This is a genomic window from Hyphomicrobium facile, assembly GCF_900116175.1.
Classification (GTDB): Bacteria; Pseudomonadota; Alphaproteobacteria; order Rhizobiales; family Hyphomicrobiaceae; genus Hyphomicrobium_B; species Hyphomicrobium_B facile.
Window position 1 is genome coordinate 77,235 of record NZ_FPCH01000005.1, and the last position, 12,684, is coordinate 89,918.

Consider the following 12,684-nt stretch of genomic DNA (forward strand, 5'->3'; position numbering starts at 1 on the left):
AACTTGACGACGCGCAATCCCCTTCGCGCCGGGCGATTTTTCGCCGTAGCCCCTGAGAAGTTTTTCTCCGTGAGCAACTTACGTGTCTGCTAACCACGCCAATTTAACAGATGCGTGACAGTCGGGCCCAAACAGCGTTGCACGCCAGCAACGGCTCCCCTTTAGCGAATTTCTGTGTTTCAATGATCACACTCACAGGGGCTAAGGCATGAGCCGACAAGACATTTTTGACATTGCTGTCGTGGGCGCCGGTCCTGCCGGGCTCATCACTGGATTGTCTTGTGCTTTCTCGGGACTTAGCACCGCCGTCCTTGGGCCGCGGTCCAGCATAACGGACGGGCGCACATCGGCGCTCTTCGGTGGTTCCATCGATCTTTTGAAAGCCGTCGGCGTGTGGCCGGCGCTCGCCGATGCCTCCGCTCCGATTTCCGGAATCAGCATTGCGGATGCGAGCGGCGGGTTGCTGAGCGCGCCGGAGGTACATTTCCAAGCTAAGGAAATCGAACTCGACGCATTTGGCTACAACGTCCCGAATGTCCCCCTCACCCAAGCTCTCGAGGACGCAAGCGCCGGGCGTGTGAACCGCGTTATCTGCGCGGGCGTGACGGGGTTCGCCTCGGAGGCCGATCATATCCTGGTATCGGACAGCGACGGGAACCAGACCCGGGCGAGGCTCGTCGTGGCGGCTGACGGCAGGGCTTCCCCAGCGCGGCAGTTCGCCGGCATCGATGTTTCGACCTGGTCGTATCCGCAGTCGGCAATCGTTGCGACCTTCCGGCACCAGCGTCCGCATCGGGGCATATCGACCGAGTTGCATCGGCGCGCTGGGCCCTTGACCGTCGTTCCCGGCCAATCCGGGTTGTCTCATCTTGTTTGGGTCGATACTCCCGAAGAGGCCGCGAGATTGCTCGCGCTCGATGATTTAGGTTTTGCGCGCGCGCTCAATGCGGAACTCAAAGGGCATTTGGGCGCGCTTTCGGAGTTCTCTCCGCGGCAGGCCTTCCGATTGACGGGACAAACCGCGCGTTCGTTCGGGAAAAACCGGTTTGTGCTCGTCGGCGAAGCTGCCCACGTCATTCCGCCGATCGGCGCGCAGGGTCTCAATCTCAGCTTCCGGGATGCGGCCACGATTGCCGAGATTGCCGGTAACGCGAAACGCAACGGAACGGATGTCGGCGGCGACGCTACGCTCGCCCGTTATGAAGGCGCGCGACGCAGAGACATTGCGACGCGGGTTTTCGCGGTCGACCTTCTGAACCGGTCGCTCCTGAGCAACCTTCCGGGCGTCGGCCTCGCACGCGGGTTTGGCCTCTTTGCACTCGCTTCCAGCCCCGCCTTGCGGGTTCGGATCATGCGGGAAGGCTTCAGACCGTCCGCTTCAACTCCCGCCTTGATGGCCTCGCCCGCGGTTCTGTCCGGGGGAAATAGGGTGATGGAAGCTTGACGGGCCCCTCGTCGGGGGAGCATGACCCTCGGTCAACGGGCAATACGAGGGTCGGGCACTGTCCACGCCAGAAATTTCACGGCTGCGCGATTTGCAGTTCCGGCTCGAATATTGGTTGCTTCGGGGTGTAGCCGGGGTTGTGCGCTCGGTGCCTCTCGACGCTGCGACGCACTTCTCGGCTTGGTGCTGGCGCCGGCTGGCGCCCAGGATCAACCCGAAGCGTCACAACCGAGCGCTCGACAATCTGAGGATCGCCTTTCCGGAGAAGTCGGAAAAGGAACGAGAAGCCATTGCGCTCGCCCATTGGGAAAACCTTGGGCGCGTCATGGCCGAGACGATGCGCATCGACCAGATCATCGCCGAACCGTCGCGGCTCACCATCAAGAACCCAGAGGTCTTCAACCGCTACTCGAGCAAGCTCGGGCCGATCGTTGGCGCGTCGCTTCACATGGGGAACTGGGAACTCGCCATCTGGCCGTTGACGATCTCGGGCGCAAATCCTGCCTGCGTCTATCGCACGGTCAACAATCCCTACATCGACCAATATGTCCGTTATCAGCGCCGCGACCTTTATCCCGGCGGCCTTTTCGGCCGGGGCAAGGTCGAGGGTGATCACGGCGAGAGCCAGAAAACCGCGCGGGTCATCATGGATTACGTTCGCAACGGCGGCCGTCTCGGCGTCGTTTGCGATCTCTATGATCACACAGGACTTCCCGTCCCGTTCTTCGGAAAAGACGCCCGCACCGTGAGCATCCCAGCGATGATCGCGCGCCGGGTGGGCGCGCGTATCTGGATGGCGCGGTGCCTGCGCATCGGCCGGGACAGCCGTTTCGAGATCGAGTTAAAAGAACTGCGCGTACCGCGAACTGCCAACCAGGGCGAGGACGTGAAGTGGGCGACGGCCGAGATGACCCGTCAATTCGAAGCCTGGGTGAGAGAGTTCCCGGAACAGTGGATGTGGTCGAACCGTCGCTGGAAATGAGCATCTGACGCTGCGCCGTGAGCCGAAGTTCGTGTCCCGAAGTCATGTCCCGAAGTCATGTCCCGAAGTCTGGGGCCTGAATAGGAACCGAGGGTCGACAGCTTGCGTTTCATGGGGTTGAACCGCGACGGAGCGCCGGATGAGCGACGCCCTATCACAACTACGGCTGTTTATCGTTTTCCTTGGACTGCTGTTCCCGACGCTGGCCCTTATCCCGCTTGGCAGCCTGTGGCTCTGGCAACATGGCTATCTGATCTATTGGGCAGCAGCGACGCTCTGCTGCACGCTCATTGCGTTCGTCTTCCAGCGGCGAACTCTTGGGCCTCCGCCTAAGACCGGCCAAGACGAGCCGGTCGCCGAGATCATTCCGCCGGGCAGTTCTTCCGATGGCGATCCTGTGCGCTCCGCTGCACAGAGGGCCGTCGATACTTTTGCGAGCGACGCGAACACGCGAACAATCGGATCGTGGAGCGATTTGCTGAATACCGGTCTCGAGACGGTTGAGATCGTCGCCAAGACCTATCATCCGGACCGCAAGGACCCGATGCTGCGATTCACCGTTCCGGAAGCCTTGACGCTGCTCGAACAGGTCAGCGGGCGCCTCAGGCCGGTGTTCGAGGGAACCATTCCGCTTGGCAACCGCCTGACGATCGCGCAATTCGCGCAGGTCTATCGGTGGCGCGGAATCTACGATGTTGCCGGCCGGGCCTGGTCGGTGTGGCGTCTTGCGCGGATGTTCAATCCTGCGACTGCCGCCACTTACGAATTGCGCGAGAAGCTATCGAATTCCCTCATCCAGTGGCTCAAGGGGACGATTTCAGGCCGCTTGGTTCGGGCATTCATTCATGAGGTCGGAGCAGCCTCGATCGATCTTTATAGTGGCGAACTCAAGAAAGCCGCATCGGATCGTAAAGCCGCAAATCTTCCGGCGACAATTCCGAAGCCATAGTTCGCTCATCCGAAGCCATAGGCCTCGTTTGGATCGCGATCAACGCACGAAGGCCGCCGAGCACTCCAGAGGGATAGTTGCCCGATGGAGCCTTCGACGGCCTCAATGATGTCTCACGAGCGGAACGCTGACTAACGATGCTTTACCCGCAAGCGAGTGATTACGACTTCCAAAGAGCGCCGAGGACAAAGCCGACTGCGGCTGCCATAGCCAATGTTGCGATCGGCTGATCTTTCACCGATTTATCGATTGCGCCCTTCACATTGCCGGCAACATCGCTGACCTGTTGCCGAGCCTGGCCGGCTATCTCCTGCGCGCGGTCGGAAGCCTCATTAAAGGTCTCTTTGGCTTTGCCTTTGATGTCGTCGAGTGATGTCGATGTCCCATACTGGGAAGCAGATGCGGCCATAGGTCAAAACTCCGTTCGTTGCAGTTTCATGGGTGCAAACGCGGAGCGCGAGGCGTTGGTTGCACGCGGCCGGCCCAAAAGAAATATCGGCGGTGTGAGGCCGCCGATATGCCGATATTCAGGGTGCAGATCACATGCGATGGTCGCGCCGCATCCCACGGCGCTGCTTCCGGCCGGTTATCTCAGGCCATTATCTGACGCCATTATCTAAGGTCTGGCGGCACGGCCTCGCCGGCGAGCGCGGTTAACGCCTCATCGAGGCTGAGCACCGTCTGGTCCTGCGAACCGAGGCGCCGGATCGAGACTTTCTTTTCCTCGGCCTCGCGTTTTCCGACGACGATGATGACCGGAATTTTCGCGAGCGAATGTTCGCGGATTTTCAGGTTGATCTTCTCGTTGCGCAGATCCGTTTCGACGCGCAGGCCCGCTGCCTCGGCCTTTTGCGCAACCTCGATAGCGTAGTCGTTCGCGTCCGAGACGATCGGGGCGACGACGATCTGCAACGGCGCAAGCCACAATGGGAAGTGACCTGCGAAGTTCTCGATCAGGATGCCGGTGAAGCGCTCGAGCGAGCCGAACATCGCCCGGTGGATCATTACGGGGGTTTTCTTTTCCGAATGATCGTCGATGTAGAACGCGCCGAGGCGGCCTGCGAGATTGAAGTCGACCTGCGTCGTTCCGCATTGCCAGTCGCGGCCGATGGCGTCCTTCAAGACGTACTCAAGTTTCGGGCCATAGAAGGCGCCCTCGCCCGGATTGATCGCAGTCTTCACCTGCCCGTTCGAGCGGCGTTTCACTTCGTCGAGCACGTCCGACAAGGCTTTCTCGGCTTTGTCCCAAAGCGCGTCCGCGCCGACACGCTTCTCCGGCCGGGTCGAGAGCTTGATGTAGATGTCCTCGAAGCCGAAGTCCTTGTAGATCGCGAGCATCAGATCGTTGATCTTGAGGCATTCCTCCATGATCTGATCTTCAGTCAGGAAGATGTGCGCGTCGTCCTGAGTGAAATGACGCACGCGGAGCATGCCGTGCAGGGCGCCCGACGGCTCATAGCGGTGAACCTTGCCGAACTCGGCGATGCGATATGGAAGATCCCGGTAGCTCTTCAGGCCGTTCTTGTAGATCTGCACGTGGCCTGGGCAGTTCATCGGCTTGCAGCAGAACACACGCTCGTCCGGCAGGACGGTCGTAAACATGTTCTCGCCGTAGTTCTCCCAGTGGCCGGATAGCTCCCAGAAATGCTTCTCCATCATGTCCGGAGAGTTGACTTCCTGGTAGTCGGCGCGTTGCTGCTGACGGCGCATGTATGCGATCAGGGTCTGGAACAGCGTCCAGCCTTTCGGGTGCCAGAAGACGGAGCCCGGCGCCTCTTCCTGGAAATGGAAAAGATCCATCTCGCGGCCGAGCTTGCGATGGTCGCGCTTCTCGGCTTCTTCCAGCTGATGCAGGTAGGCTTTGAGTTCGTCTTCGGTCGCGAATGCGGTGCCGTAGATGCGCTGGAGCTGCGGCTTCGTTGAATCGCCGCGCCAATAGGCGCCGGCAAACTTCATCAGCTTGAAAGCCTTGCCGACCTGACCGGTCGAGGTCATGTGCGGGCCGCGGCAGAGGTCGAGCCATTCGCCCTGCTTGTAGATCTTGAGGTCCTGATCCTCAGGGATGGCGTCGACGAGCTCGACCTTGAAGTACTCTCCCTTGTCCTTGAAGAATTCCTTCGCCTTGTTGCGCGTCCAGACTTCCTTGGTGAACGGCGCGTTCTTGGCGATGATCTCGCCCATGCGCTTCTCGATCTTCGGAATGTCGTCCGGTTCGAACGGCTGCTGCTTGGCGAAGTCGTAGTAGAAGCCGTTGTCGATCACGGGGCCGATGGTGACCTGAGTTCCGGGCCAGATCGATTGCACGGCTTCGGCGAGAACGTGCGCGGCATCGTGCCGGATCAGCTCCAAAGCTGCCGGATCGGTGCGCGATACGAAGTTGATCGACGCGTCCTTGGTGATCGGATCGGCGAGGTCGGCCAATGCGCCGTCGAGCTGCATGGCAACGGTGCGCTTGGCGAGCGACGGCGAGATCGACTTTGCGATTTCGAGGCCGGTGGTTCCTGATGCGACCTGGCGCTGTTTGCCATCGGGGAACGTAATCGTAACATCAGTCATCGCGGCCTCCTTTGCTCACTCGCCGCAAACGAACGCGGCGTAAGACGATTTCGAATGCGCTAATGGGGCGTGGCGGCGTCTGAGTCAAGTCAGCCCAATCGCAGCACCGGCTCAGCGCCAGCGGCCGTAACGCCAGGGCTCAAAGGTGTGTTTAACGGCGCGGATATCGGGCACCATGTCGACGCCGTGCGTGCCGCCCGGTCCGCATCTCACGAAGCGCGAGAGGGTCAGCCAGAACCCCCGCCAAGCGCCATTCAGTTCGATGGCCTGAAGTGCGTATTCGGAACACGTCGGCCAATGGCGGCACTGGCCGCCCGCCATGCCTTTGAAGGTGTAGCGGTAGACGTAAACGGGCGCCTTGAGGAGCGTTTTGGCGAGCGTGGAACTCATAGTGCGAGCAGACGCCAAGTCCGTGGGCAGACGCAAGCGCAAACCCGTCGCAGTTGTCAGGGCGCAGGGGTTGCCGGTGCGGCGGGAGCCGGAGGTGCAGGGGCCGGTGCCGCCGGGGGCGCCGCTTTCGCCGCTTCCAGCTCCTTCTGGACGGCGCTCAGCTGCGATTTCAGGCTGTCGTTTTCGGCACGAATTGTGTCCAGGGCTGCTTCCGCGTCGGCCTTCGCCTTGTTCGCAATATCGAGCAGTGCCTTGACCTTGTTGGTTTCGTCTCCGGCTGCCGCGAGCTTCGCCTTCGCGTCCTCGTCGGCGGCGGCGAGCTTGGCTTTCAGATCGTCGGTTTCCTTGGCCAGGGCATTCGCCTTGTTGTCGAGTTCCGACACCTTGGCCATCGCCGTCGAGACGTCGGCCTTGCCCTCGTCGACCTGACGGAGCGCATCTGTCTCAGCGGCCTTCAGGCGATCGATCTCGTCTTGCGATGATTTTCTTACCTGCGCGGCGTCGTCGACCGCCTTGCGGAGCGAGGCCACTTCACCCTGCATCGCCGTAAGTTCGCCCTCGGCCGACGTCTTGCCATGCCAGCCGTAGAGCGCGAGGAGAGTCAGGATTGCGATCACGGCCCACTTGAGCGCGCTGGTCGATGAGGCCGCACTATCCGCGCGCGCGCCGCTATCGTTGTCCTGCGCTGCCATCTGAAACTCCATTTCTGCTCAAGGCCACGGCTTGCGGGCGTACCCGACGCCGCTTCGGCCTGGCCAAAAATTCTCTTCGACTCGTGTTCGACTCGTGACTGGCATACTCCGCAGACGGGCCGACTTCCACACTCAGTTTGCCGGATGTAACCGCTTGAAAAAGATGGCATTGCTGAGGCTGTCGGCGCGGATGCGTCCTGCCGGTCTTGTCTTTTGGACATACAGCACGCCGCATCGTGCTCGTCGATTGGCTGAATGATTTTGCGGCAGACTTAGTCGCAAAAAATTGCAGTAAAGGTTAGCGCGCAGCCTGCAGCCCGCTGTCCGTCCGAAGTAACGCGTCGTCGAGTGCTTTCTCGACGGCATCGAATACAAGCAACGTCGAAGCCTGGCGCGCTTTGTAGTTGCGGACAGGCTCGAGGACGGCGAGGTCGGCCCAACGCCCTCCGGGGGGTGGTCCCCCTTCCTTCAACATGGCGCGCATCGTGTTGCCGACAGTGCGGAGTTCCTCCGGCGTCGAGCCGACGATCTCGCGGGCCATGACCGACGCTGAAGCCTGACCGAGAAGGCAGGCCTTGACCGACTGGCCGAAATCGCTGACCCGGCCATTCTCCAGTTCGAGATCGACAGTCACGGTCGATCCGCAGAGCTTCGAATGACCCGTCGCGGTGCCATGGGGGTGGGCTAATCTTCCTGTTCGCGAGATCGCTCCCGCCAGCTCGAGAATGCGTGTGTTGTAGATCTCATCGAGGTTGGCCATAGGTCTCTTTTGCGTCTTATGGTCTTTTGGATCGCGGGCGGTGTCCCGCCTCTCGTCTAAACATATGAGTGGCCGTATATAAGGCCTGCCGGCCGTGAATACGAGATCTGCCGGCATTCCGACGCGGAATGATACCCCCAACGATCCCACCACGATTGGGCCTTTCCAACCGCCATAATTGGCCTGCGTGGCGGCGGACCCGATAGTATGGCGGGCCCAATGTTGGCCCCAACCCAGACAGAGTTGCAAATGGCGGACGGCGAAACCGACGAGACCACCCTTTCCTTTCGGCCCGTATTCGGACCGGACGGCCTGATACCCGCGATCGTGACGGATCCCGCGTCCGGCAACGTGCTCATGTTTGCCTACATGAACGAGGAAGCCCTGGCGCAAACCATCGCCAGCGGATTTGCGCATTTCTGGAGCCGGTCGCGGGCCAAGCTTTGGAAAAAGGGCGACGAGAGCGGCAACCTGCTCAAGGTCATCGAACTGCGTACCGACTGCGACCAGGACGTCATCTGGGTTGCCGCCGAGGTTCAGGGCGATGGGGTCGCCTGCCATACGGGCGCTCGTTCCTGCTTCTATCGCCGAGTTGTGCAGGCCACCGGCAGCGGAACGCCCGTCCTCGAGTTTGCTGACCTTCCGGAGCCGAAGACGCCGGCGTGATAGCTGGCCTGATATGAGCGTCACCAGCATCCCGGCGCTTCCGCCAGTTGCTTTGGCTCGCCGCGTTCACACCTTGATTACCTATTGGTAGCGCGGCCTTAATGCCGCAGCGCTAGCATAAGGTTAGCGAGCGCCGCTCGGCTGGTAGAGCCGTCGCCCGCTGGCAGGGAGTGCCATCATGGACCGCACGGCGGGTGTTAGGATTGGATTGGCGCTGGGCGGAGGTGCCGCCCGCGGATGGGCGCACATCGGCGTTCTCAGAGCTTTGGAACGCGCCGGCATCAAGCCGGACATCATCGCGGGGACGTCAATCGGGGCGGTCGTCGGCGGTTGCCACGCGGCCGGCCATCTCGACAACTTGGAGCGCTGGGCGCGCGAACTCACGCCGAAGCGGATATTCGGATACCTCGACTTGAACTTCGCCGGAACCGGCCTGATCAGCGGCCAGCGTTTGTGCGAACGCCTCGAGCAACATCTCGGCGACCGCAACATCGAAGATCTTGGAACGCGTTTCACGGCAGTCGCGACTGAAATCGGCACCGGGCACGAGCATTGGCTGTCGCGCGGCCGGTTGGTCGATGCCGTGCGCGCATCCTATGCGCTGCCGGGCGTTTTCAAACCGGTGAAAGTCCATGGCCGCTGGCTGTTCGACGGCGCACTCGTGAACCCCATTCCCGTCTCGGTCTGCCGCGCTCTCGGCGCTCGCTACGTTATCGCCGTCAATTTGAACTTCGATATTCTTGGCCGCGGAAGCGTCATCTCGACACCGGAAGCGCTTTTTGCGGAAGGGGAAGAGGCGTTGCACATGGCTCAGGAACAAGAGCCGCAGGACAAGCGCGGCGTGCGCGCTCTTCTGCAACGCCAGATTCTCGGAAAGCGCGATGGCGCTCCCGGCATCTCGACAGTGATGGTCGATGCTCTCAACATCGTACAGGATCGCATCGCGCGTTCGCGGCTTGCAGGTGATCCGCCTGACGCCATGATTTCACCGCGGCTTCAGGACGTCGGCCTCTTCGATTTTCACCGTGCGGAAGAAGCCATCGAGCGCGGCAGCCAGGCTGTCGAGCGTCAGCTCGACGATATGGTTCGGGAAATTGAAATATGCGACCCCAGGCGCGCACCCAACCGCGCGCGCCTGCAAACTGGCGGTTCGATCGCGAGCGATCAGCCGGTCGCCAAGTAACCGCGCATCGCGGTCACTTCAAGCTCCACCTCGGCCGTGTGGTGCTTGACGACGTCGCCGATCGAAATGATGCCGACGAGCGCGCCATTTTCGACGACGGGAATATGGCGGAAGCGTCCCTTCGTCATCGTTTCCATGATCTCGTCGAGCGTGCATTCTCGCGTGCAGCAAACGACATCGCGAGTCATTCCTTCTCTGGCCAGCATCGTGAGCGCCGCAGCTCCGTGCTCCGCCACCAATCGTATGATGTCTCGCTCTGAAATAATGCCAATGACGTTTTCGGTTTCGCCGAGAATGACAATGGCGCCGATCTTGCGGCTGGCGAGCCGCAAAGCAATTTCCTGGATCGAGTCATCCGGACGCGCAGTCATGACACCGCGCTCTTTCGACTTGAGTATTTGTCCAATGATCACTGGTTCAGCCTCCGATCCGAACGTCGTGCGTGACCGAAGGCAGAACTTTGCGCTTGCGCGCTCGAGAGGATTCGCAAGCTTGCCTGTTCTTCAGCCGGCACAACGCTGCGTTTTTCACCCTAACCGATATCCGCTCTTACGGCGGACTAACTAAAAGCTGGGGCAAATCCGGAACGAATGCAAGGCTTCAATCGAGATCCGGTGAAGGCGGCGGATCATTTTGCGCTGCACGATCGAAAGCACCGAGTGCGAACAAACCAAATAGATATCCGCCGACGTGCGCTTCCCACGCGATCTCACCCTCTTCGCCGAATTTACCGAAGCCGATGATCGCCAGCAAATTGATCGCAAGAAATGCGGCCGACACAAGAATAATGCGTCTGTCGTTCAATGCGCTTCTTAACGTTAGTGCCGGAATTGCAGACGGCCGTTCGCGAAGCAAATAGCCTTCGCCCCGATCGAGCGCCGGAAAGAGAAATCGCATGACGCCGCCCATCATCGCGGAGATGGCGCCGCTTGCACCGATGACGGGCGCCAGCATTTCGGGATTGAAGACGAGAAACAGAAGTGCGCCGCACACGCCGCCCGCTATCGAGAACGCTAGAAAGCGACCACCGCCGAGGCGAGCGCACAAAACGGATCCGAACGCGAGCATCCACGCCGAATTGAAAACGAGATGCGTCATGTCGGCGTGGACCAGCATGTGGGTCATCCACGACGTGACCGCCGACACGTCGCCGCCCGGCAGCTCGCCTGCCAATCCCGAATAGCGGGCGGGAATGAACGCGAGCGCGAGCAGCCACCACGTGAAATCGTCGGGCGTCAGAAACGACATCGCGGCGTGGACGGCGATCAAAACGGCAATGATCGCGAGCACCGCGCCGGGGACGTTGAAGATTGGTTCTCGGTTCACAAGACGTCCCACTTTGATGCGATGCGGCATCTTTCTGCCGGACGGCCGTTGTTAGCCGTTCGGTTCATGCCGGGCAACACCGGGAACCCGCGCCTCCAGCGGAAGATCTCCGGGCTGGCACGAAGGATGCTCCCGAGAGGTCCATCGGGCCGCCGCGTCAGCGGCGTGCGCCGAAATGGTACGGACCGGCTTTTGCCGCGTCCGGCCAAGTTCAAATCGTTGCCGGGTGCCCGTTCGCATGAAAGAAGCTGTCAGCCAATCGCTGTTTACCTATTGGAACGACCTCCGAGGAGATCGGCTGGCGCCGAAGCGTTTCGAAATCGACCCCTCGAGCATTGCCAATTATCTCCCCGACACGTTCATTCTCGAGCGCGTCGATTATGCGACGCTGCGGTTTCGCCTCGCCGGGACACGGATCGCCGAAGCCTTCGGTATGGAATTGCGCGGGCAAAGTCTGCTCGGGCTCTTCAACGAGGAAGACGCCGCCACATTGGAAGGGCAAATATCGCTCATCACATCGGAGGCCGCGGTCGGCGTGTTCGAGATCTCCGCCCATGACGGGCGCAGTCACTCGGCCGCTTTCGAAGTCACGATCTTGCCTTTGCTGCACACACGCGATGTCGTGGAACGCTATCTCGGTTCGGTCGTGCCGATCGACAGGCCGGAATGGCTCGGCAGGGTGTCTCTTCCGCATCGTTCGCTTATCCGGCACCAACTCATCCGGCCCGACGGCACGACACGCCGCGAAATCGAAATCGCCAATCGTCAATCACCGTTTTGTCCAACCATTCGCGAGGCCCGAATTGTGCGCTCGGCGCGCCGGCAATTCCGCGTCTATGAGGGCGGCCTCAGCGCGCAGGCGAAGACAGATAATCTTTAGGACGGATAATCTTTAGGACGGACATAACCTTACCCGGAGCCAATCGATTTTGATGCGCTGATTAGAACTTCATTAAGGAGGTCTTCGGCATAGTCATTTTGGGCAGCGTTCATGTGTTGACACCGCGGATAGCGCCCAATGAACCCACCCCGTTCAGTCCCAAGGGTCGGCTATGTCCGTGCATTCGAGCATCATCCGGGAAGTCCTGCAGCAGACTGATGCGCTAAAGGCGGGAGACTTGCGCAAGCATCGCAGGGTTCCGCTTTCGCTTTCGGGCCGCTTCATGCGCCCTGACCGCACCGAATACACATGCCAGCTCAAGGACATCTCTGTCGGGGGCGCCGCGATCATAACGACGAATGTGCCCGAAATCGGTGAGCGCGTCGTCGTCTACCTCGATCATGTCGGCGGCCTTGAAGGCGTCGTCTCGCGAATTACGTCCGACGGCTTCGCATTTGCTTTTAAAGTCACTGAGCACAAACGCGAGAAGCTCGCGGCGCAAATCATGTGGCTCGTCAACAAGGATGACTTCCCTGATGAAGTCGGCCGGCTCCATGAACGGGTCGGAACTCGCGGGCGGCGCACGACGTTGAGGATCGAAGAAGGCGTCATAATTGACGTTGAATTGCTCGATGTTTCAGCATCTGGCGCTTCAATCGGCACTCCGGCACGGCCGCCGATCGGGAGCCTCGTGATTGCTGGAAAAACTCGGGCGATCGTTCGGCGTCATCACGGACACGGCATTGGTTTACAATTTCTGTCGCTGCTTTCGCCTGAGGCGTTGCGCGACAGATTTCCTTGAACATTACGCGTTGGTTGTGTGATGCCTCAAATCGCCCGCCGAGTTGCCAAAATC

General features: G+C 60.6%; 14 protein-coding genes. 7 read left to right on the forward strand and 7 right to left on the reverse strand.

Annotated elements, in window-relative coordinates; genetic code table 11:
• Window positions 1–208: 208 nt before the first annotated feature.
• The 3 genes from BM399_RS19905 to BM399_RS19915 all read left to right on the forward strand — a co-directional run bounded on the left by BM399_RS19905 (window position 209) and on the right by BM399_RS19915 (window position 3,375).
• On the forward strand, window positions 209–1,444 hold the full coding sequence (locus BM399_RS19905; protein WP_092869547.1) for an FAD-dependent monooxygenase: 1,236 nt from the start codon (window positions 209–211) through the stop codon (window positions 1,442–1,444).
• A gap of 115 nt (window positions 1,445–1,559) precedes the next feature.
• A complete protein-coding gene (locus BM399_RS19910) occupies window positions 1,560–2,426 on the forward strand; it encodes a lysophospholipid acyltransferase family protein (RefSeq protein WP_280140600.1) in 867 nt (288 codons plus the stop codon).
• A gap of 139 nt (window positions 2,427–2,565) precedes the next feature.
• The gene (locus BM399_RS19915; protein ID WP_092869549.1) at window positions 2,566–3,375 is read left to right on the forward strand and encodes a GTP-binding protein HSR1; all 810 of its coding nucleotides are present in this window, start codon (window positions 2,566–2,568) and stop codon (window positions 3,373–3,375) included.
• A 160-nt stretch (window positions 3,376–3,535) separates the two neighbouring features.
• Here BM399_RS19915 and BM399_RS19920 read toward each other — a convergent pair whose 3' ends face one another.
• The 5 genes from BM399_RS19920 to BM399_RS19940 form a co-directional block, all read right to left on the reverse strand.
• The gene (locus BM399_RS19920; RefSeq protein ID WP_092869550.1) at window positions 3,536–3,784 is read right to left on the reverse strand and encodes a DUF883 family protein; all 249 of its coding nucleotides are present in this window, start codon (window positions 3,782–3,784) and stop codon (window positions 3,536–3,538) included.
• A 203-nt stretch (window positions 3,785–3,987) separates the two neighbouring features.
• Window positions 3,988–5,931 carry a threonine--tRNA ligase gene (gene thrS, locus BM399_RS19925; RefSeq protein WP_092869551.1) on the reverse strand — a complete coding sequence of 648 codons (1,944 nt, stop codon included), beginning with the start codon at window positions 5,929–5,931 and terminating at the stop codon, window positions 3,988–3,990.
• A gap of 111 nt (window positions 5,932–6,042) precedes the next feature.
• Window positions 6,043–6,321, reverse strand: a complete 279-nt coding sequence (yidD, locus tag BM399_RS19930; protein ID WP_092869552.1) for a membrane protein insertion efficiency factor YidD — start codon at window positions 6,319–6,321, stop codon at window positions 6,043–6,045.
• A 56-nt stretch (window positions 6,322–6,377) separates the two neighbouring features.
• Complete coding sequence (locus BM399_RS19935) at window positions 6,378–7,013, reverse strand: hypothetical protein (protein ID WP_092869715.1); 636 nt, start codon at window positions 7,011–7,013, stop codon at window positions 6,378–6,380.
• 298 nt (window positions 7,014–7,311) lie between these two features.
• A complete protein-coding gene (locus BM399_RS19940; RefSeq protein WP_092869553.1) occupies window positions 7,312–7,773 on the reverse strand; it encodes an iron-sulfur cluster assembly scaffold protein in 462 nt (153 codons plus the stop codon).
• Between the two features lie 219 nt (window positions 7,774–7,992).
• Here BM399_RS19940 and hisI point away from each other — a divergent pair, with 219 nt between their 5' ends.
• Window positions 7,993–8,439 carry a phosphoribosyl-AMP cyclohydrolase gene (gene hisI / locus BM399_RS19945; protein WP_092869716.1) on the forward strand — a complete coding sequence of 149 codons (447 nt, stop codon included), beginning with the start codon at window positions 7,993–7,995 and terminating at the stop codon, window positions 8,437–8,439.
• A 178-nt stretch (window positions 8,440–8,617) separates the two neighbouring features.
• On the forward strand, window positions 8,618–9,622 hold the full coding sequence (locus BM399_RS19950; RefSeq protein ID WP_092869554.1) for a patatin-like phospholipase family protein: 1,005 nt from the start codon (window positions 8,618–8,620) through the stop codon (window positions 9,620–9,622).
• Here BM399_RS19950 and BM399_RS19955 read toward each other — a convergent pair.
• Together BM399_RS19955 and BM399_RS19960 are read right to left on the reverse strand one after the other, a co-directional pair.
• Window positions 9,604–10,035: a CBS domain-containing protein gene (locus BM399_RS19955; RefSeq protein ID WP_092869555.1), complete on the reverse strand. Its 432-nt coding sequence runs from the start codon at window positions 10,033–10,035 to the stop codon at window positions 9,604–9,606. The two genes, BM399_RS19950 and BM399_RS19955, sit on opposite strands and share 19 nt — an antisense overlap.
• Before the next feature lie 187 nt (window positions 10,036–10,222).
• On the reverse strand, window positions 10,223–10,948 hold the full coding sequence (locus BM399_RS19960) for a rhomboid family intramembrane serine protease (RefSeq protein WP_244531404.1): 726 nt from the start codon (window positions 10,946–10,948) through the stop codon (window positions 10,223–10,225).
• A 238-nt stretch (window positions 10,949–11,186) separates the two neighbouring features.
• On the opposite strand from BM399_RS19960, the gene BM399_RS19965 reads away from it, so the two are divergent.
• Together BM399_RS19965 and BM399_RS19970 are read left to right on the forward strand one after the other, a co-directional pair.
• Entirely contained in the window at window positions 11,187–11,828 is a 642-nt protein-coding gene (locus tag BM399_RS19965) for a PAS domain-containing protein (RefSeq protein WP_244531405.1), read from the forward strand.
• A 172-nt stretch (window positions 11,829–12,000) separates the two neighbouring features.
• Entirely contained in the window at window positions 12,001–12,630 is a 630-nt protein-coding gene (locus BM399_RS19970; protein ID WP_092869558.1) for a PilZ domain-containing protein, read from the forward strand.
• Window positions 12,631–12,684 lie beyond the last annotated feature (54 nt).

Excerpts from the sequence above, each read along its gene's own strand:
- BM399_RS19905 (WP_092869547.1), top strand. The coding sequence starts at position 209 with ATGAGCCGACAAGACATTTTTGACATTGCTGTCGTGGGCGCCGGTCCT.
- BM399_RS19915 (WP_092869549.1), top strand. The coding sequence starts at position 2,566 with ATGAGCGACGCCCTATCACAACTACGGCTGTTTATCGTTTTCCTTGGA.
- BM399_RS19920 (WP_092869550.1), bottom strand. The coding sequence starts at position 3,784 with ATGGCCGCATCTGCTTCCCAGTATGGGACATCGACATCACTCGACGAC.
- thrS (WP_092869551.1), bottom strand. The coding sequence starts at position 5,931 with ATGACTGATGTTACGATTACGTTCCCCGATGGCAAACAGCGCCAGGTC.
- yidD (WP_092869552.1), bottom strand. The coding sequence starts at position 6,321 with ATGAGTTCCACGCTCGCCAAAACGCTCCTCAAGGCGCCCGTTTACGTC.
- BM399_RS19935 (WP_092869715.1), bottom strand. The coding sequence starts at position 7,013 with ATGGCAGCGCAGGACAACGATAGCGGCGCGCGCGCGGATAGTGCGGCC.
- BM399_RS19940 (WP_092869553.1), bottom strand. The coding sequence starts at position 7,773 with ATGGCCAACCTCGATGAGATCTACAACACACGCATTCTCGAGCTGGCG.
- hisI (WP_092869716.1), top strand. The coding sequence starts at position 7,993 with ATGTTGGCCCCAACCCAGACAGAGTTGCAAATGGCGGACGGCGAAACC.
- BM399_RS19950 (WP_092869554.1), top strand. The coding sequence starts at position 8,618 with ATGGACCGCACGGCGGGTGTTAGGATTGGATTGGCGCTGGGCGGAGGT.
- BM399_RS19965 (WP_244531405.1), top strand. The coding sequence starts at position 11,187 with ATGAAAGAAGCTGTCAGCCAATCGCTGTTTACCTATTGGAACGACCTC.
- BM399_RS19970 (WP_092869558.1), top strand. The coding sequence starts at position 12,001 with ATGTCCGTGCATTCGAGCATCATCCGGGAAGTCCTGCAGCAGACTGAT.